15 protein-coding genes and 1 riboswitch are annotated in these 19,802 nt (G+C 36.2%); of the genes, 6 read left to right on the top strand and 9 right to left on the bottom strand.

Annotation, left to right across the window (positions count from 1 at the left end):
• Positions 1-28: 28 nt before the first annotated feature.
• Positions 29-1,072: a dipeptide epimerase gene (locus LUA86_RS10780; RefSeq protein WP_231460634.1), complete on the top strand. Its 1,044-nt coding sequence runs from the start codon at positions 29-31 to the stop codon at positions 1,070-1,072.
• Here LUA86_RS10780 and LUA86_RS10775 read toward each other — a convergent pair.
• Positions 1,038-1,235: a DUF6358 family protein gene (locus LUA86_RS10775; protein WP_231460633.1), complete on the bottom strand. Its 198-nt coding sequence runs from the start codon at positions 1,233-1,235 to the stop codon at positions 1,038-1,040. The genes LUA86_RS10780 and LUA86_RS10775 overlap by 35 nt on opposite strands.
• 116 nt (positions 1,236-1,351) lie before the next feature.
• On the bottom strand, positions 1,352-1,669 hold the full coding sequence (locus tag LUA86_RS10770; protein ID WP_231460632.1) for a rhodanese-like domain-containing protein: 318 nt from the start codon (positions 1,667-1,669) through the stop codon (positions 1,352-1,354).
• A 162-nt stretch (positions 1,670-1,831) separates the two neighbouring features.
• On the opposite strand from LUA86_RS10770, the gene LUA86_RS10765 reads away from it, so the two are divergent.
• From LUA86_RS10765 to LUA86_RS10755, 3 genes are all read left to right on the top strand, one after another.
• A complete protein-coding gene (locus LUA86_RS10765; RefSeq protein WP_231460631.1) occupies positions 1,832-2,956 on the top strand; it encodes a DUF4407 domain-containing protein in 1,125 nt (374 codons plus the stop codon).
• A 276-nt stretch (positions 2,957-3,232) separates the two neighbouring features.
• The gene (locus tag LUA86_RS10760) at positions 3,233-5,065 is read left to right on the top strand and encodes a M61 family metallopeptidase (RefSeq protein WP_231460630.1); all 1,833 of its coding nucleotides are present in this window, start codon (positions 3,233-3,235) and stop codon (positions 5,063-5,065) included.
• Between the two features lie 18 nt (positions 5,066-5,083).
• The gene (locus LUA86_RS10755; RefSeq protein ID WP_231460629.1) at positions 5,084-6,391 is read left to right on the top strand and encodes a M20/M25/M40 family metallo-hydrolase; all 1,308 of its coding nucleotides are present in this window, start codon (positions 5,084-5,086) and stop codon (positions 6,389-6,391) included.
• Between the two features lie 782 nt (positions 6,392-7,173).
• Here the strand turns inward: LUA86_RS10755 and LUA86_RS10750 are convergent.
• The 6 genes from LUA86_RS10750 to pnuC form a co-directional block, all read right to left on the bottom strand.
• Positions 7,174-7,668, bottom strand: a complete 495-nt coding sequence (locus LUA86_RS10750; protein WP_231460628.1) for a GNAT family N-acetyltransferase — start codon at positions 7,666-7,668, stop codon at positions 7,174-7,176.
• Positions 7,665-8,225: a thiamine pyrophosphokinase gene (locus LUA86_RS10745; RefSeq protein WP_231460627.1), complete on the bottom strand. Its 561-nt coding sequence runs from the start codon at positions 8,223-8,225 to the stop codon at positions 7,665-7,667. Before LUA86_RS10745 ends, LUA86_RS10750 begins: the two co-directional genes overlap by 4 nt.
• Before the next feature lie 51 nt (positions 8,226-8,276).
• On the bottom strand, positions 8,277-8,909 hold the full coding sequence (locus tag LUA86_RS10740; RefSeq protein WP_231460626.1) for a thiamine phosphate synthase: 633 nt from the start codon (positions 8,907-8,909) through the stop codon (positions 8,277-8,279).
• 94 nt (positions 8,910-9,003) lie between these two features.
• The gene (locus LUA86_RS10735) at positions 9,004-11,445 is read right to left on the bottom strand and encodes a TonB-dependent receptor (RefSeq protein ID WP_370634358.1); all 2,442 of its coding nucleotides are present in this window, start codon (positions 11,443-11,445) and stop codon (positions 9,004-9,006) included.
• Between the two features lie 56 nt (positions 11,446-11,501).
• Positions 11,502-11,638, bottom strand: a riboswitch (TPP riboswitch).
• Positions 11,639-12,074: 436 nt separating this feature from the next.
• Entirely contained in the window at positions 12,075-12,605 is a 531-nt protein-coding gene (locus LUA86_RS10730; protein WP_231460625.1) for an AAA family ATPase, read from the bottom strand.
• Entirely contained in the window at positions 12,589-13,206 is a 618-nt protein-coding gene (pnuC, locus tag LUA86_RS10725) for a nicotinamide riboside transporter PnuC (protein WP_231460624.1), read from the bottom strand. The genes LUA86_RS10730 and pnuC overlap by 17 nt, the downstream gene beginning before the upstream one ends.
• A gap of 444 nt (positions 13,207-13,650) precedes the next feature.
• On the opposite strand from pnuC, the gene LUA86_RS10720 reads away from it, so the two are divergent.
• Positions 13,651-13,968 carry a carboxypeptidase-like regulatory domain-containing protein gene (locus tag LUA86_RS10720; RefSeq protein ID WP_231460623.1) on the top strand — a complete coding sequence of 106 codons (318 nt, stop codon included), beginning with the start codon at positions 13,651-13,653 and terminating at the stop codon, positions 13,966-13,968.
• A gap of 209 nt (positions 13,969-14,177) precedes the next feature.
• On the top strand, positions 14,178-17,015 hold the full coding sequence (carB, locus tag LUA86_RS10715; RefSeq protein WP_231460622.1) for a carbamoyl-phosphate synthase large subunit: 2,838 nt from the start codon (positions 14,178-14,180) through the stop codon (positions 17,013-17,015).
• 310 nt (positions 17,016-17,325) lie between these two features.
• Here carB and LUA86_RS10710 read toward each other — a convergent pair whose 3' ends face one another.
• Positions 17,326-19,767 carry an outer membrane beta-barrel protein gene (locus LUA86_RS10710; protein WP_231460621.1) on the bottom strand — a complete coding sequence of 814 codons (2,442 nt, stop codon included), beginning with the start codon at positions 19,765-19,767 and terminating at the stop codon, positions 17,326-17,328.
• Positions 19,768-19,802 lie beyond the last annotated feature (35 nt).

The raw sequence follows: 19,802 nt of genomic DNA, 5'->3' as shown, positions 1-19,802 counted from the left end.
ACTCTAATAATATTATAGACGATTGATAATGAATATAAGTTGCAAGCAGTTTGAATTAGAATTAAAACATCCTTTTTCGATATCGAAATTTACACGTACCAGTACACCTATAATGCTTTTAAAAATAGATTTTAATGGCGTAATTGGTTATGGAGAAGCATCTATGGTGCCTTACATGGGCGAGAGTTATGAAAGCGCAAATGCATTTTTAAAACTGGTAGATTGGAATAGCATTAAATATCCTTTCAATTTTGAAGAAATTATTGCCTATTTAGATAGTGTAGCGCCCGGACAACCGGCAGTTAAAGCGGCAATTGATATCGCTTTAAATGACATCAGCGGAAAAATTTTAAATAAACCTTGTTACGAAATTTACGGCGCAAATCCTGATAAAATGCCTGTAACTTCTTATACAATTGGTATCGATACTCCGGATGTGATTAGGGAAAAGCTAAAGGATGCTGAAAATTTCAAAGTGATAAAGGTTAAACTTGGTCGAGATAATGATAAAGAAATCATAGAAACGATTCGCAGTATTACCGATGTTCCATTATATGTTGATGCAAACCAGGGCTGGGCAGATAAAATCAAAGCCATCGATTTAATTTACTGGTTGCATAGCCAGGGTGTTGTGTTGATTGAGCAACCAATGGATAAGAATAATATCGAAGGCAATGCATGGTTAACGGAGCGTAGCCCCATTCCTTTATTAGCTGATGAAGCCATGCAACGTTTGGCAGACATGGATAATTTGAAAGGCGCTTACCATGGCATAAACGTAAAGTTGATGAAAAGCTGCGGAATGTATGAAGGTCATCAAATGATTTTAAAAGCCCGTTCTTTTGGGATGAAAGTATTGATTGGTTGTATGAGCGAAACCAGTTGTGCTACCTTGGCGGCTGCGGCTTTGGCGCCCCTTTGTAATTGGGCAGATTTAGACGGACCTTTTTTAACTAAAAATAATCCTTTTAAGGATCTTGACTTTCAGAATGGAAGGTATATTTTAAAACCTCTGCCAGGCTTGGGTTTAGAAGGTGTTACTTCTGGTCTTTTTCCTGATACGTTTTCCTAATCTGTTTCATTAACTGAACTTTGAAATAAAGAAAACAGGCCGCAGTACCAACAAGAAATGCTCCGGGTAAATATTTATGGTTATTGTAGCACCAAACCACACCAATAACCGAAAGAATAATTGCAAGGTTGTAAAATATATTTAAAGCAATTTTTTTTCCCACAATGAAAAAGTTTTTTAAAGATTAATGTACAATAATCAAATCTCAATTATCAAATCCGTATAGGCTTAGTATGCAATTTACCAAGTTTGATAATTGAGATTTTTATATTAATTATTTTAATAAACTGGCATATTTGGGTCGTAAGCCTCTTGCCAAGCCAAAATGCCACCTTTTAAATTATATAGATTTTCGAAACCGTATTGAGATTCTAATTGCATTACAGCTGCAGCACTTCTTTTACCACTACGGCACTGAATAATAACTGGTTTATCTTTCGAGATTTTATCAGCCTCAATTAATATACCGCCCAAAGGGATGTTCTCTCCATCAAGGTTAGAAACCTCATATTCAAACGTTTCGCGAACATCAATTAATTGAAAATCTTCCTTATTATCGATTTTCTGTTTTAGTTCCTGTACTGATATTTCTTTCATGTGAAAATTATTTTTACAAACTTATATAAATTACTTCAAGGTACAACAGTGCTTTTGTTTGTATGGTGTATAATTATATGGGTTAAGCACTCTACAGCAAAAATAAATGGTTTAAAACTGTAACAACTTAATTGCTTGGGCGTTTAACTATAAAATATTCTTATGAACAAGCTTAACCGATTTTTTTGGTTTTGTTCTGGTGCGCACATCCCCACACTAGAAAAATATTCTACTGAGCAAAATAAATATACAGGCATTGGTGCAACTATCTTTTTTACCGGATTATTTGCTGCGCTTTCTGGCGGTTATGCCATGTATTTCGTTTTTAAAGGCGATGATTTAGCTGTATTTTTTGCCTTAATTTTTGGCTTTTTATGGGGTGCTGCAATTTTTAATATGGATAGATACATTGTATCTAGCATAAATAAAAGCGCAACCACAAACAAGCAGATTTTACAGGCCACACCGCGTATTTTACTGGCAATAATGATTGGGATTGTAATTTCCCGCCCAATTGAGTTAAAGATTTTTGATAAAGAGATTAAAGAACGTTTAAAGGTTAGTTACCTTAACGGACAAAGAAAAAAAATAGATACACTGAATAAAGCTTTTGAAAAAAAATACCAGGTAGAATTTGGACGCTTGAACCAGCAAAAGGCAACCAGAGATAGTTTAGAAAAAGGGATTAAAACAGATAGACAAAAACTTAATTTCGAAATATTCGGCAATAAAACCAACGAAACTTCAGGTGTAATGGGTTATGGTCCGTACGCTAAAAGGAAGGAAAACGAAATTAAGCAACGCGCAGCAGAGCTGGATAGCTTAAAAGCAAACATCAATAAATCAGAATCATTTATTGATAAACGAAAGGATTTTGATGGCTTATTTACCGAAAAACTCTACACCGCTAAACAATTGGATAGCCTTGCAAACATCGCTGGCTTTGCCGATAGAAACTGGGCGCTTGGGCAGCTTTCTTTCAATGCTGATGGCACAAGAGATAATAATACGGCACTTGCTGTCACTTTTATTGGTCTGTTATTTATTTTCTTTGAATGTTTACCGGTTTTTGTAAAACTGATGAGTGCCCGCGGTCCTTATGATTATGTAACCGCAGATGGCGATGAAGCCGATATTTACGAATCAAAAAAGCATAAAGATTTTAGAATGGAAGTTGCAGATAATATCCATGAAACTAAGGTTGATGCAGAATCTTCTAAAAGAAAAGAAATTATCAAAGGAAAAGCCTATCGCGATTTAGAAAAGTACGATTGGGAAGGAGAATAAAGGATGTAAGATGTGGGACGGAAAAAGGAACATCTAGGACGTAACATGGAAAATGTGTGATGGAAGATGTGTAATTTACATCATCCATTATCCAAAAAACATCTTCCATTCTACATATAACATTTTCCATCTTCCATTTTTTGATAATTCATCTACCATTTTTTCTTATTTTAAGGCCATCAAATTATTCTTATGAAACCATCATGATTTTTCATACCAAACCAGTGATATGAATAAATCTGATAGCTTCATCTCTATTAAAAACATTATATACAGATGAAAAAAATTATTGGGGCAGTTGCAATTATGCTCTTATCTTTTGGGGCTGCTGCGCAAAATGAAATTCGTTACAGCATTTCTTTTCCTAACGCAATCCATCACGAAGCTCAAATTTCGATGGAAATTCCAAATATCCCGGCAGGTAAATTAAAGGTTAGAATGAGCCGTTCTTCTCCCGGAAGGTATGCTACGCATGGGTTTGGCAAAAACGTTTACAATTTTAAAGCTTTTGATGAAAGTGGAAAGGCTTTAAAAATTAATCAGCCGGCAGGCGATGAATACGAAATTGCAGAGCATGGTAAAAATGTTAAAATTACTTATACCCTTTTTGGCAATTGGATAGATGGTACGTATGCGGGTTTTGATGACAGGCATGCCCACATGAATATTCCGGCAACTTTTGCGTTCCCGGTTGGTATGGATGCTCGCCCGCGGGTTATAAAATTTAACTATGCTGAGAAATTAAACTGGAAAGTTGCAACGCAATTAAAACCAATGGGAAATGATACGTATTATGCTGCCAATTTGCAGTATTTTATGGATAGCCCTACCGAAATAGCAGATTACAAAACGGCAAGCTGGCAAGTAAAAAATAAGGATGGCAAAATGCAAAACATTCATTTGGTTTCGCACTCAAAAGACGATCAAAAAACTATAGATAATTATGCAGAAATGCTTAAAAAAATGGTTAATGAGCATTATGCAGTTTGGGGTGAGTTTCCGGGATATGATTATGGCAATTATTATTTTTTGCATGATGTTTATCCAGATTATGCGGGCGATGGAATGGAGCACCGAAATTCTACAATAATTGTTCAGCGTACGCCAAAAATTGAAGGTTACGAATCCAATTTATTGGGCACATTTTCTCATGAATATTTTCACAGCTGGAATGTAGAACGACTTCGCCCGAAAACATTAGAACCATTTGATTTTACACATTCAAATATCAGTAATGAACTTTGGCTGGCAGAAGGTTTTACCCAATATTATGGTAATTTACTTCTAACCCGGGCAGGATTTAAATCTGTTGAAAATGCCGCTCAAACATTTAGTGGTTTGGCAAATGCGGTTTTAAATTCACCCGGTGCTAAAAACTTCTCGCCGGTAGAAGCGAGTCGCTATGCGGTTTTTGCTGATGCAGGCGTTGCTATCGACCAAACCAATAAAAACAATATTTTCCTTTCTTATTACACTTATGGTGCTGCCACAGCTTTAGCCTTGGATTTAAGGTTGCGTGCTGAATTTAAGCTTACGCTTGATGATTACATGCGGGCGCTTTGGAAAGCCTATGGCAAACCAGAAATTGCATATACCATACCTGATTTAGAAAAAACATTAGGGATTTTGACAAAGAACCCAGCTTTTGCCACAGATTTCTTTAAAAGATACATTTACGGAACGGAAAAAAATGACTACGCAAAATTGCTATTAAATGCTGGCTATGTTTTACGTAAAGCCAATGCTGGCAAAGCTTATACAGGAATTGGAAGGGTAACTTTTGAAGATGCAAAAGCAATTGTTCCACAAACTTTGACCGGAACGCCTGCGTATGATGCTGGTTTAGATTTTGGTGCTTTGCTTTTAACAATCGATGGTATGGAAATTAAAGATCAGGCGGCGCTAAATAAAGTAACTGAAACACATAAGCCAGGCGATGTTGTAGAGGTGACATATTCCTATTATGGTGTTAATAAAACAACAAAACTTACATTTACAGAAAATCCGGTTTTAGAAATTGTATCTATAGAAAAAACTGGAGGCAGTTTAACAAAAGAAATGCAGATTTTTAGGGATAATTGGTTAAACTCGCAAGTGAAATCTAAATAATAAAAAGGATATATAATAATGAAGAAAATTTTTCTTGTAGCGCTAGCCGGGATGGCAACTTTACAGTTGAGCGCTCAAAATATTGATAAAATAATAACACGGGAATATACCGACCATTTAATCAAAACTTTAAGTAGCGATGCAATGGAAGGCCGCGGAACATTTACGCCAGGTATTGATAAGGCAGCTACTTTTATCGAGTCGGAATTTAAAAAAATAGGCTTAAAACCGCTTAATGGAGAAAGCACTTTCCGTCAGACTTTTTATAAAGTAAGGTTAACACCAGAGCCAACAAAACTGGTTATTGATGGAAAGACTGTTCCGCAAGAAAATATTTTGGTTTGGGCAAAATCTCCATCAATACTATTTGACCAGACTAGCGCTGACGGTATAATTAAATTAGATACTACAAAAACTTTTGCAGCTCAATATCGATCACTTAGCCGCCCGGGTAAAAAGCAAGTTGTTTTGGTTGATGCAAAATTTGCGGCTGATTTTAAACGTTATAAATCATTTTTAAATCGTGGCGCTATTATAGATGAAAAAGATGCTCAATCGCCAACACCGGATGCCACAATTTTTGTTTTGGGTTTAAGTGAAGCAAAAGAATTTAGTGCTGAAGTTAAAAACAAAGTAGAAAAGCTTCCTCTATTTAATGTTGCGGGAATGATTCCTGGTAAATCAAAAGAAAAAGAATTGGTTGTGTTTTCTGGTCATTATGACCATTTAGGTATAACCAAACCAGTTGATGGCGATAGTATTGGAAATGGAGCTGATGATGATGCTTCTGGAACTACGGCGATGATTGCCTTGGCAAAATACTACAAAGCGCAAAAAAATAATGAACGCACTTTAATTTTTGTGGCTTTTACGGCCGAAGAAATTGGTGGTTTTGGTGCGAGATATTTTTCAGAGAAATTAAATCCTGATGATGTGGTAGCCATGTTTAATATCGAAATGATTGGTAAGGATTCTAAATTTGGTAAAAACTCAGCCTTTATTACTGGTTACGATAAATCTGACTTTGGAAAAATTTTACAAAAAAACCTAGCCGGAACAGAATTTACTTTCCACCCTGATCCTTATAAAGAGCAGAATTTATTTTATAGAAGTGATAATGCAACACTGGCTGCATTAGGTGTTCCGGCGCATACAATCAGCACCGACCAGATTGACATTGACAAATTTTATCATACAGTAAAGGATGAATACAGCACTTTGGATGTGGAGAATATTCTTTCTACCATAAAAGCCATTGCGAAAAGCGCAACTTCTATTGTTAACGGAACGGATGCGCCAACAAGGATTCCGAAATTGAAACAATAGTTTTTATTTATGACTAGTTTCGTCATTGCGAGGCACGAAGCAATCTCCAAGACGAGAAGATAGATTGCTTCGTGCCTCGCAATGACGTAGTTTTCTAGCAACGCTGAATGCTATATTTTTGAATATTTAGTTACTAAGAGGCCACAGATTTACAGATTATTAAGTTTTAATCTGTAAATCTGTGGCTTTATTTATTTGCATCTCGCCATGAGGTAGTTTTCTAGCAACGCTAAACGCTATATTTTTGAATATTTAGTTACTAAGAAGCCACAGATTTACAGATTATTAAGTATTAATCTGTAAATCTGTGGCTTTATTTATTTGCATCTCGCCATGAGGTAGTTTTCTAGCAACGCTAAACGCTATATTTTTTTAATATTGCGTTACTAAGAAGCCACAGATTTACAGATTATTAAGTTTTATCTGCTAATCTGTGGCTTTATTATTTGCATCTCGCCATGACGAAGTTTTCTAGCAACGCTGAATGCTATATTTTTGAATATTTAGTTACTAAGAGGCCATAGATTTACAGATTATTTAAGTTTTAATCTGCTAATCTGTGGCTTTATTTATTTGCATCTCGCCATGACGTAGTTTTCTAGCAACGCTATATTTTTGAATATTTAGTTACTAAGAAGCCACAGATTTACAGATTATTTAAGTTTTAATCTGTAAATCTGTGGCTTTCATTTCCTACATCTCGTCATTGCGAGGCACGAAGCAATCTCTGAATAAAGATTGCTTCGTGCCTCGCAATGACGACCGTTTTAGGTGCTATTACATTAAAACTTATATTCCATCACATAATCATCCATAACAAATCCATCACCAATATCTAATACAACAGATTCTTTAATATTAAAACCTCCTTTAAGGTAAAAATCTTTTGCCTTATTATGTTTGTTTATGTTGAGCTGTAATGCGGAAGCACCAAGGTTTTTTACCTGATTAAAAACCTCATTAATCAAAATTTTTCCAATCCCCTTTCCATGCGCTGTTGGTAAAACATAAAGCTTATGTAGTTTGTAGATTCTTTCGTCGTGGTTAATTATCGAATAACCGGCAAATCCTGCATCGGCTTCACCATCTTCGGCGATAAGGAAAGTGTGCCCATCCATAAGTTGCTTTAACAGTTCAGCCCGATTATACATTTTCTCTAACATATAATCTATTTGTGTTTGTCCGATAATTTCCAAATATGCACTTGGCCAGGTATTGGCTGCAATCGATCTGATGATTTCTATATCACCTTCTTTTGCTTTTCTGATGGTTATCATAGGGGTTCGCTAATAAAAATTGGATTTCCTGAAAAGGTAAATTCTACGAAGCCATCATTCACAACTTCAAAAATCTCGTCTTCTCTTTGCATTAGGTTAGTTACCTCCAAATAACGATTGCCATGGATTAAAAATTCACTTCCGGCAGGTTTCCAAACAGAAAAGCCAGATTTGATTGGGTAATGTTTAGCTTTTTCGGTAAATACTACAAGATTAATGTCTTCTTCAAAGCCAGCAAACTTTTCCAAATCGAACTTTGCTGCAATAACATTTGCTGCGGAATATTGCTCACCTACAAGGTAGTTTATTGCCACCATAAAAGAATCAACCGGACCTTGAATAACTTTAGTGTCCTCTTGTCCATCACCCTCTTTTCCATTTACTAAAACGTCAATCTTAATACCTAAAGATTGAATTTTATCATAGTTATCTCCATTAACCAAAAGTGTAGGGCTCCATTCTAATAATTGACCTAAAAGCTCTTCGTTAAAATTTCCCAGCTCATCAATATATAAAGCAGGCTCTTGTTTTTCTTTTACAATATGGTGTGACGACATACTGCGAATATAAACTAATTTCAGATTTTAGGATTACGATTTCAGGATTTTTTAACCCTTAACCGCTTCGTAAAAATCCTGATAAGCTTGTATAAAATCATCAGCTGAATTTACTGCCCCGGCAACTGCAATGCCATAAATGCCGGTTTGCATTAAAGCTTCAACATCGTATAAGGTAATTCCTCCAACAGCTAAAATTGGCAGATTAATTTCCAGTTTATTTAATTCTTCAATTGCCTTTTTATAATCTTCCAATGCAATAACCGGGTAGTTATTCGGCTTGGTTTTACTTACTGCAAATGGACCAAAACCTGCATAATCAGCGCCTTCTTTTGCCAGGCGAATAAGGTTTTCGACTGTGTTTGCCGAGCCACCTAAAGTAATGTCGTTGCCAACAAGTTTTCGCAATGCGATGAAATCTGCACCCATATCTTCTATATGAAAGCCCTGAATATCAGCTTTGCCATTTAAATGGATGTGATTGGTAACGATGAGCGTTGTGCCCCAGTCATCACAAATTTCGGCGATGGAGTTTATGTCTTCCAAAAGCTCATCATCAGCTTTGCTTAAACAACGATACTGAATCCATTTTGCTCCGGCTTCGCAGGCCAATTGCACCTGGCCTAAGTGCGAAAAATTTGGAATATCGTGTGTAATGTAATGAAGCTTTTCTATGTATTTCATGCCAGGATTATTATAAAAATCGTCATTGCGAGGCACGAAGCAATCTATTGATTGGGATTGCTTGGAGCCTTGCAATGACGAAATCATAGTTTTATTAAAACTTAACGTTCAAATTTAACAAGAAATTAGTGCCGGCTTGAGGATAAAAGAAATTTTCTGTTGTTCTGCTTCCACCTAAAAGATAGCCGTATGTATATCCGTTACTTTCGTATTTTTTATTTAATAAGTTATTAACCAATAAGCCCAGGTTTACATTTTTAACACCGGCAAATTTAAAATTATAACCTAAACGAGCGTTGTTAACCCAGTATCCGTTAATGGTTCTATCGTTATTTTGGGTATTATCTAAATATTGCTTGCTTACATATTTACTCTGTAGTGCAATGGCAAAACCTTTAATTGGTTTGTATACAATTTCACCAAAAAGCACTGCAGCAGGCGAATAAGAAATATCTGTTAATTCATAATTATTTACAACCTGGCCACCATTATCATAATCATCGTAATACTCAATAAAGTTTTTTATTTTATTTCTGCTAAAAGCAGCATTCGCATTTAAAGCAAAAAATTTATTAAATGTGTATGAACCATCCAGTTCGATACCTAAACGATAACTGTTATCGACATTTTGGCGATAATTACCTCCGGTATCATTAATCTTTCCGGTTACAACGAGCTGATTTTTGTAAAACATACCATAAGCATTGGCGCCTAAATTAAGCTTACTGTTTTTAAAGCGATAGCCCAACTCTAAATCGTTCAATTGCTCTGCTTTAGGGAATGTTCCGGCTGCGGCATCCGTATAATCATCGCGATTTGGTTCCTTATTGGCCACACTAAAAGACACATACAAATTGCTTTCTGTATTGATGAAATAAGTTGCCCCGATTTTGGGATTAAAGAAATTTAGCTTATCATTTATAGATAAAAAGTTCAGCTTATTCTCAGTTCCTAAAATATCGTAATACACACGGCGGTATTGTAAATCGGCGAATAAACTCAAAGCCTCAACCGGACTGTAATTCACTTTGCCATAGATGTTAAAGTCGGTTTTGAAACCATCGTTATCATAATAATGCCTGTCTATATTTCCATTAGATGCGTATTGCGCCCAGATAATTTGTCCGAAATGCGCACCCTTGTATTCGTTGTATGCACCACCAACCGTAAAATTTAGGTTTTTTTGAGGCACATAATTAAATGAATAGGTTGCGCCATAAAAATCGTTGTCTAACCAACGGCGACGGATTAAATCTGTACGTGAAATTGTTGTGCCGCCAATTACTACCGGATTTAAACCATAGTCGCTTAATCGGTTGTTTGCTCTGTATTCTTCGTAATAACCTTCGCCCTGAGTATAATGTAATGCACCATTAAACGAAAACTTATCGGTAAGTTGCCTTGCGTAAATCAATTGATAATGATTTTGCCAATAATTATCGGTTTGATTATTATAGGTAAAGCTATTGTACGTTCTGCCGGAGTTTAAAAGATTGGCTGCATCATCCGCGTTCAGTTCATTTCTAGCAATGTAAGACTGCATACCGGCAACATCATTATTTAACCTCGATTCTGGAATACCGTTCCACGATTGATAGGTTTTTTCTGCGCCAGCAAAAACATTTATACGAAGCAAATCTTTATTACCATGGTACGCACCAGATAAAAAGTAAGATTTCAGCAATGAAGAACCTCTATCAACATAACCATCAGAACTAATTCTGGATAAGCGCCCATCGAAACTAAAGCGATTGTTAATTAAGCCTGTACCCACTTTTACTGTATTTTTCCAGGTGTCGAAGCTGCCGTAGGTGTTGTTTAATTCGGCATAAGGTTCCATTTCGCTGCCTGTAGTTTGAATGTTTAAACTCGCACCAAATGCACCTGCGCCATTTGTAGATGTACCCACGCCACGCTGAATCTGTATGTTATCTACAGATGAAGCAAAATCAGGCATGTTAACGTAAAATGTACCCTGACTTTCACTATCGTTAATTGGAATGCCATTAACCGTAACATTTATCCGGCTGTTATCGCTACCGCGGATGCGGATACCGGTATAGCCAACACCTGCGCCAGCGTCAGAATTTACTACAACACCTGGCGTGTTTTGCAAAATAAAAGGTAAATCCTGCCCGAAGTTATTCTCCTGAATTTCGGCTTTGCTTACGTTTTTATAAGTAGTTGCCGATTTTTCGTTTGCCCTCGTTGCCCTAACCACAACTTCTTCGGCAAGAAAACTTTGAGCAGATAACGTAAAGTTTAAATTTAGGTTTTGGTTTAAATCAACTACATTTTCTGTTGATTTATAGCCGAGGTAACTCGCAGAAATCACATGTTTTCCGCTCGATAAATTTCCAATGGTAAAATTTCCATTTTCATCGGCAGATACCGTGATTTTTGAGTTTTTAACCTTGATTGTTGCGCCTGGTAAGGCTTTTTGATTGTTGTCTGTAACTTTACCCGTAACAGAAAATTGTGCCAATGCAAAAAATGGCAGCATTGCAGTTAAAACCGCAAAAAGTAGTTTTTTCAATGTTTTTGTTTTTTAGTTAAACCCATCGGAAATAGGGGTACTCCCGATTTCAGTTAAACTTCCATAACTCCAATCCCTACGCCGGCATTACCCGGATCAGGTGCATTTAAAGTTCTAAGTTGTAGGTTCTAAGTTTTAAGTCGCTCAACTTATTACTTATAACGTTTAACTTAAAACATTAAAATGGGTATGATCTCAGCCCGTTTTTGTGTTATTTAAAACAAGGCACCCCTAATGATGTGGCAAATGTAGAAAAATATGTTAATTATTGTTCAAAATACGCTCGTCTTTTTTTAAAAAAGCAATTTTAGTGGTTCTTCGGTTTCGATAGTCTTGCTTTTTGCTGCAACTTTTTTTATCTCTTGTTATTTGAGGAACGAAGAATCTGCTTCATCGGTTGCGGATGCTTCCTGCCTCAGCATGACAGTATATTAAAGTTTAGCTGCAACAAAAAGATTTCAGCGTCAATCAGGCTTTTCTTACATTAAACTGCGCAACTATTTTTGCCTCCTAAACCCCTGCCTTCGGCAGGCAGGCGACCATAGCGAGATGTCCCCAACTTTTCGGTGGGGCAGAAGCGGGGGCGGGAAGAAATTAACCTAATTTGTATGGGCAGTGCTTTCCAAAATCTATAATGCTAAAAATTTATCAATAGCGTTAATAGCGTTCTGTTCGCGTTCCTCGCCCAAACCATTTATAACTTTATAATTTGCGTTCAAAGCCTTTAATTCTTTATGCCAAATTTTCATAAAATATTCTCGCTGGTTGGGGAAGTCCCGTAGCGGATCATCCTGCCAGGGCAAATCTATATCCATTAAAAGGTATAAATCATACGGTCTTTCGGGTAAGGCATCGGTAACAATTTGCGGCGTTTCACCAAGCATTTCATCACTCCATATTTTTACTGTTATAAATGTGGTATCGCAGATGATGAAATCATTTTTTGTGATGTTTAGGATGGCATCTTCAAGAGAAATTTGCCCATAGTACATATTCAGCTCATCTTGTAAAGTATATGGCGCTTCGAGGTTGGCACAATAATAACGGGCATATTCTGGTACCCACGATACATTATAGTACTTAGATAAATATTTCGACATGGTCGATTTTCCGGTGCTTTCCGGGCCAACTATTGCTATCTTTTTAATTTTCTTGTTCACGATATTTTTTTCTCCAATCCCGATAGCCATTATAGGCGATAATAATTAGTACAAAATATAATATTGCACTTAAATTTAAATGCTTGTAAATAAATAATGGTACATAACAAGCATTTGCAAAAACCCATAAAAGCCAGTTCTGTAATACTTTTCTCGTTAACAAAATTTGTGCTACAAAGCTTATTGATGTGCAAAAACCATCGGCATAAGGCACTGTACTATTGGTGTAGTTTGCCATAAACCACCCTAACAGTACGCTAAGGCCAGTTATGAATAAAATGGCAAGAAACCAACCTTTGGGCTTGAGTGTTGTAATTGGTTTTTGAATTTCCTCTTTTTTGCTGAGCCAATAATACCAGCCATAAACTCCGGTAAACAAAAAATAGACTTGTAAAGTCATGTCGCCATACATAGCTTCTCTAAAAAACAAGAAGCCATAGCAAGTAACACTTATTAATGATATTGGCCAATTCCAAATGCTCTCTTTGGCTGCAAGATAGATGCAAATAAAGCCTGTAATTACAGCAAACCATTCTAGAATTGATGTTTGTATAAATTGGTTAATCAAAAAATCGAAGAAAGAGGTTGTGGCAATTGTCATGTATTTCAAAAATAGAAACAAAAACCACATTAAAGAAAAAATCCGGTCGAGGAGGGCTCCTCTGACCGGATAATAAACCAAACAAACTATTTATGAAGAAATCCTCTTTTGCGGGTAACTAAGCCGCTGAGGAAGCTTTAGATCGAACTCTAAAGTATTTACAAAACGCAAATACGATGAGCTTATTACAAGATTGTTGCCAATAGTATTCATTTCAGTCATTCGTGACTTAAACATGACTGCCCAATTAAAATCAAATTAAAAAAGACTATAATGGCAATAAATTCTTCATCAATTGTAGTGTGAGGTACATATTTCCATGTACAAGATTTGGTACAGTGTTTAAATTATAATGCATTATTATAAACTTTTTAGTGTTTTTAAGCGTTTGTATTTAACATAATTTAACTTTTTAAAAATTTGGCGAATCTTAATTTGAGAACTATGAGAAAGCAAAATATATTTATTGCAGCATTGCTGATGATTAGTGTTGCAATCTTCGCATTTACCAATATTAAACTTGGGGGCATTACCGGAAAGATTACACCTGCAAGTGGCGTGGCTGATGTGGCATTAGTTGCCGGAACAGATACTTTAAAAGCCGATTTAAACCAGGGCTCTTTTACTTTTATTAATCTAAAAGAAGGAGTTTACAAAGTATGGATTAAAGGCAGTGCACCTTATAAAGATGCAACGATTGAAAATGTAGCCGTAAAAGATAGTTCTACAACCGATTTAGGCGAAATAAAATTACAGCAATAGCAGTTTTTGCAAAAGAAAAGTTTAAAAAGAGGGTTTCTTAAATCCTCTTTTTTATTTTAAAAAATAGGCTTAAAATAATATCTAAAGGTGTATCTTTGCATCCCGACAGAACAGTTGGGATTTTCCTCCTCAAAAGCAAAAAACCTCCTTGCTTCTTCACCTGAAAAGGTTAACAACTTTAGAATTTTAATCATTGTTTAAGCTTTATCATGCCTAAAGACACTTCCATACAATCAGTACTAATTATCGGATCGGGCCCAATTATTATTGGTCAAGCCTGCGAATTTGATTATTCGGGTTCTCAATCGGCCCTTTCTTTAAAAGAAGAGGGAATTACGGTTTCAATCATCAACTCTAATCCGGCTACCATTATGACGGATAAAGTAATTGGCGACCATGTATATCTTCGTCCGTTAACTGTTGATTCGATTGAGGTTATTTTACAGGAGCACATCGACTCGCCGGATTTACCAAGAATTGATGCAGTATTGCCTACAATGGGCGGACAAACTGCGTTAAATCTTTGTGTTGAGGCATCAGAACGCGGTGTTTGGGAAAAATACGGCGTTAAAGTTATCGGCGTTGATGTAGCAGCTATCGAAAAAACTGAAAATCGTGAAGCTTTCCGCCAGTTAATGGTTGATATAGGCGTAGGTGTAGCACCATCTAAAATTGCGAACTCGTTTTTAGAAGGTAAAGAAGCCGCACAACAAATTGGTTTTCCGTTGGTAATTCGCCCATCCTATACTTTGGGTGGTTCCGGAGGTGGTTTTGTACACAAAAAAGAAGAGTTTGACGCTGCCTTAAAACGTGGTTTAGAAGCTTCTCCAACGCATGAAGTATTAGTAGAGCAAGCAGTTTTAGGTTGGAAAGAATATGAGCTGGAGTTATTAAGAGATAGCAATGATAATGTAATTATCATTTGTTCAATCGAAAACTTCGACCCAATGGGTATCCACACCGGAGACTCGATTACGGTTGCACCGGCTATGACATTATCTGACCGTTGTTACCAGGAAATGCGTAACCAGGCTATAAAAATGATGCGTGCCATCGGAACTTTTGCTGGTGGTTGTAACGTTCAGTTCTCGGTTAATCCAGCTAATGATGATATCATTGCCATCGAAATTAATCCTCGAGTTTCTCGTTCATCAGCGTTAGCAAGTAAAGCCACTGGTTATCCAATCGCTAAAATTGCAGCGAAGTTGGCTATCGGTTACAACTTAGATGAAATCGAAAATCAAATTACCAAAACAACTTCAGCATATTTTGAACCTACTTTAGATTATGTTATCGTTAAAGTTCCACGTTGGAATTTTGATAAATTTAAAGGTGCTAACAAAGAATTAGGTTTGCAAATGAAATCTGTAGGTGAGGTTATGGCAATTGGCCGTACGTTCATCGAAGCTTTACAAAAAGCTTGTCAGAGTTTAGAAATTGGCCGTGCAGGTTTAGGCGCAGATGGAAGGCAAGTACGCAACATTGAAGATATTATGGACGGTTTGGAGCATGCTTCTTGGAACCGTTTATTCTTAATAAAAGATGCCATGACGATGGGTGTGCCTTTGGAATCAATCCGTAAGGTTACTAAAATTGATAAATGGTTCTTAAATCAAATTCAAGAGCTTGTGGCTTTGGAGGTTGAGCTGAAAAGATACTCTTTAAATAATATTCCTCAGGATTTCTTCTTCACGCTGAAACAAAAAGGTTTCTCTGATATACAAATTGCCTGGTTATTGGGTAATGTAACAGAAGATGAAGTTTACGACCGTAGAAAAGAGCTTGGTATAAAAAGAGTTTATAAAATGGTAGATACCTGCGCTGCGGAGTTCCCGGCTCAAACACCATATTATTACTCATCATTTGATGAAGAAAACGAATCGAAACCTTCTGATAAAAGAAAAGTAATTGTTTTAGGTTCTGGTCCGAATCGTATTGGCCAGGGTATAGAGTTTGATTACTCTTGCGTACACGGTTTACTTGCCGCTAAAGAAACCGGTTTTGAAGCCATTATGGTTAACTGTAACCCTGAAACGGTTTCTACCGATTTTAACATGGCTGATAAACTTTATTTCGAGCCGGTTTTTTGGGAACATGTTCGTGAGATTATCGATTTAGAAAAACCTGAAGGTGTTATTGTTCAATTAGGCGGTCAGACAGCTTTGAAAATGGCTGAGAAACTTAAAGAAAAAGGCATTAAAATTATCGGTACTTCTTTCGAGAACATGGATATAGCCGAAGACCGCGGTCGTTTCTCTGATTTGTTAAAAGAGTTAGATATTCCATATCCACGTTACGGTGTTGCAGAAAATGCAGAAGAAGCAATTGTAGTTGCAAACGAAGTTGGTTATCCGGTTTTAGTGCGCCCTAGTTATGTATTAGGCGGACAAGGCATGAGCATTGTAATTAATGATGAAGACCTTGAAAAAGCAGTAGTAAAATTATTAGGCGATTTGCCAGGCAATCGCGTGTTAATTGACCATTTTTTAGATAGAGCAGAAGAAGCAGAATCTGATTCGATTTCTGATGGTGATGATGTTCACATTGTTGGTATGATGGAGCATATTGAGCCCGCAGGTATTCACTCAGGAGATTCGTTTGCAGTATTGCCAACTTTTAGTTTATCTGAAAAAGTAACTAAGGCGATGGAAGAATACTCTGTTAAAATTGCCAAAGCTTTAGATGTTAGAGGGTTATTAAACATTCAGTTTGCAATTAAAGATGAGAAGGTTTATGTAATTGAAGCCAATCCAAGAGCTTCGCGAACGGTTCCATTTATTGCGAAAGCTTACGATGTTCCTTACATTAATATTGCGGCTAAAATTATGTTGGGTGTTGCGAAATTGAAAGATTTCACCATCGAACGTAAATTAAAAGGTTACGCAATTAAAGAACCGGTTTTTTCTTATGAGAAATTCCCTGAAGTGACGAAAGAATTAGGTCCGGAAATGAAATCTACTGGTGAAGCTATACGTTTCATTAAAGATTTGGAAGACCCTTACTTCCGCAAGCTTTACAAAGATAAATCGATGTATTTGAGTAAATAATAGCAAAGGGCGATGGAAACATCGCCCTTTTTTTGTTTTCTGATTGTTCGCTATTGCCAATTTGCAACCGTTAATAGCAGCAATAAATTTTGTTTATAAACGGGATTGAAGCGATATCCTTTTAAATTTGCACCAACTTCATTAACAATGTCATGCTGAGGCACGAAGCATCTGCAACCGATAAAACACTACATGCCGCAGGCAGGGATACTTCTTGACTTAGCACTGCAGAAATAATTTAATAGATTAAGCAAAAAGCCCGGCTAACGATGTTTGTAGCCGGGCTTTTGCTTTTCAAAGGATTTATAATTTAGTTTTTCATTCTACCTTGCTCTGCTTCTAAACCGGTGCTTCTGTTTCTGGCAGGTTTAATTTCATTTTTGCCAAAACGATAAGTAAAGCTTAAGCTAACATATTGCCTGTCGTTATTGCCATAAAGTGAATATGATAAGCCTGGGAAAGCACTTTTAATTCTATTAATCTGCGTATTAAAAATATCTGTTGCAGCCAATTTTAAACTCGCTTTTTTGTTAAATAACGACTTGCTAAAGCCAGCATCAAAACCATATCTCGTGCCGATTTCCATTACGCCAAAGGTAACCGGACTATCATATCTAAACATTAATTCTGCAGATAAGCCTGGTTGAATATTAAAGGTATGCTGAGATTTAAATTGAAATGATGTGCTTTTATTATCGAGTTTTTGACCGGCTAAATCTGGCGCTTTAAAGCCGATGTGAAAAATGTTTAAGCTGTTATTACTATTCCACCATTTAACAAATTTAACGGGCGCATTTAAGACTAAAGAATAAGCATTTTGTGTGGCAATATTTTCATTGGTTTGATACAAAGCCTGCTTTTCATTATCAGGAAGCAATACTTCGGTAATCACATCAGTAGTGCGGCTATAATTTAAAGTAACTGAGTATTTTTTCTTTAATAGATAGGTAAATTCGAAATTGTTAGTGTACTGTGGATTTAGAAATGGATTGCCCTGGTTGTAAGTATATTGATCGAGAAAGTACACAAAAGGATTTAAAGCATCGTAGCTTGGTCTATCAATTCGGCGACTGTACGACAGATTGATGTCGTTATTTTTATCTAGCACTTGATTTATAAACACGCTAGGAAAAAAGTTTAAGTAACTTCTATCTATAACTTTATTTGTGGTTATTGAATTGCCCTTTGAATTGGTTTGTTCGGCTCTTAAACCCAACTGCACACTTGTTGTTTTAAATTGCTTGTTAAAGTTTACATAAGCGGCGTTAACATTCTCATCGTAAATAAATTGATTGCTTAACAACTGATTGTTTTGCCAGTTGTTGTTTACAAATCGCTCTGCAATTAAATTGTTATCTGTTGTAACCCAACTGCTTTTTAAGCCTGCTTCTAACTTCATTTGCTTTTTTAAAGGCAAGGCATAATCAACTTTAAATGCTTTTATATTTATTAATGATGGCGTAATATTTCTGGTAATAACTGTAGGTCTGATTAAGCCTCCATTCTTAAAAAAGTAATCACTAACGTAATCTGCATCATCATTTCCTTTATACCTGCCATAATCTAAATCTATCGTAATTTCTTGTCCGGCGGTATCTAAAACAGATTTATAGTTTAAATTGTACGAAATGTTGCTGTATTTATTACGAATTATATTATTGGCCAAAACAGATGAATCTCTTTGGGTAAATGATGCACCGATATTGGTTTTATTAACAGAACCTTCATTACTTATGCCAGTATAACCAGTAATTAATACTCCAAGCGTATTGTTTTTATTTAAGAAAAAATCTGCTCCGGCTTTATAATTATGGCCATCATTTTTTCTTTCGAAAGTGCTCAATTGAGAAAAATATCTGTCGCCTACTGAAGCATTAGCGATTCTATCTATTGTTAAATCGGTAACCCGGGTATTATTATAGTAGCTGTAATTGCCAAATAAATTAACAGATTTTGTGCGGTGATTTATATTTCCACCGGCACTCTCTCTAAACCTTTTTCCTCTACCAAAAGCCGCATTTACGCTTCCGTTTGTACCGCCACCTTTATTTTTCTTTGTTTTAATATTAATAATTCCCGAATTTCCTGCTGCATCATACTTAGCTGATGGATTAGTTATAAGTTCAATTGTTTCTATCTCCGAACTTTGCATACTTTTAAGCAAAGTGGCAACATCTGCATTGCTCATGTATGTTTGCTTACCATCAATCTGAATCATTACACCTTGTTTGCCTTGCATCGAAATGTTATCATTCTGATCTACATTTACTCCTGGTGCTTTTTGTAGTAATTCTAAAGCAGTGGAGCCAACAGCGGTTGAACTGTTAGAAACATTCATAACCGTTCTATCCATTTTTCGCTCAATTAAAGGAACAGTTGCTGCAACGGTAACTTCCTTTAAATTCTGACTTGTTGATACCAATTGAGCAGTTCCAAAATCTATTTTCTGGTCATCGCCCATGGTAAGTGTTTTGCTTTTTATGGCAGCATAACCCATGCTACTTGCTTTGTAAAAGTAGTTTCCTTTCGTGTTTACCGAGAAACTGAAGATACCTGTTGGGTCTGTAAAAGCGGTTTTAACCACGCTAGAATCTGCTGCGGCGTAGAGTACAACGGTTACATAATCTGCTGGTTTTTTATTTTCATCTATAATAGTGCCTGTTATATTTGCTTTAGGAGTTACTTGGGCAAAACTTTTTCCGTAAGAAAAAATGGCTGTTAATATTAGTGCAATTTTGTATAGGTTCTTCATTTGTATAAATTTTAATCGGCTAAAAAATGGCAAAA

The organism is Pedobacter sp. Leaf132 (genome assembly GCF_920984695.1).
Lineage (GTDB): Bacteria > Bacteroidota > Bacteroidia > Sphingobacteriales > Sphingobacteriaceae > Pedobacter.
This window is presented reverse-complemented; position numbering and strand designations above follow the sequence as displayed.

Bases quoted from the DNA above. Each gene is read 5' to 3' on its own strand.
- pnuC (WP_231460624.1), bottom strand. From the start codon at position 13,206: ATGACAATTGCCACAACCTCTTTCTTCGATTTTTTGATTAACCAATTT.
- LUA86_RS10755 (WP_231460629.1), top strand. From the start codon at position 5,084: ATGAAGAAAATTTTTCTTGTAGCGCTAGCCGGGATGGCAACTTTACAG.
- LUA86_RS10750 (WP_231460628.1), bottom strand. From the start codon at position 7,668: ATGATAACCATCAGAAAAGCAAAAGAAGGTGATATAGAAATCATCAGA.
- LUA86_RS10710 (WP_231460621.1), bottom strand. From the start codon at position 19,767: ATGAAGAACCTATACAAAATTGCACTAATATTAACAGCCATTTTTTCT.
- LUA86_RS10740 (WP_231460626.1), bottom strand. From the start codon at position 8,909: ATGAAATACATAGAAAAGCTTCATTACATTACACACGATATTCCAAAT.
- LUA86_RS10770 (WP_231460632.1), bottom strand. From the start codon at position 1,669: ATGAAAGAAATATCAGTACAGGAACTAAAACAGAAAATCGATAATAAG.
- LUA86_RS10720 (WP_231460623.1), top strand. From the start codon at position 13,651: ATGAGAAAGCAAAATATATTTATTGCAGCATTGCTGATGATTAGTGTT.
- LUA86_RS10765 (WP_231460631.1), top strand. From the start codon at position 1,832: ATGAACAAGCTTAACCGATTTTTTTGGTTTTGTTCTGGTGCGCACATC.
- carB (WP_231460622.1), top strand. From the start codon at position 14,178: ATGCCTAAAGACACTTCCATACAATCAGTACTAATTATCGGATCGGGC.
- LUA86_RS10780 (WP_231460634.1), top strand. From the start codon at position 29: ATGAATATAAGTTGCAAGCAGTTTGAATTAGAATTAAAACATCCTTTT.
- LUA86_RS10760 (WP_231460630.1), top strand. From the start codon at position 3,233: ATGAAAAAAATTATTGGGGCAGTTGCAATTATGCTCTTATCTTTTGGG.
- LUA86_RS10745 (WP_231460627.1), bottom strand. From the start codon at position 8,225: ATGTCGTCACACCATATTGTAAAAGAAAAACAAGAGCCTGCTTTATAT.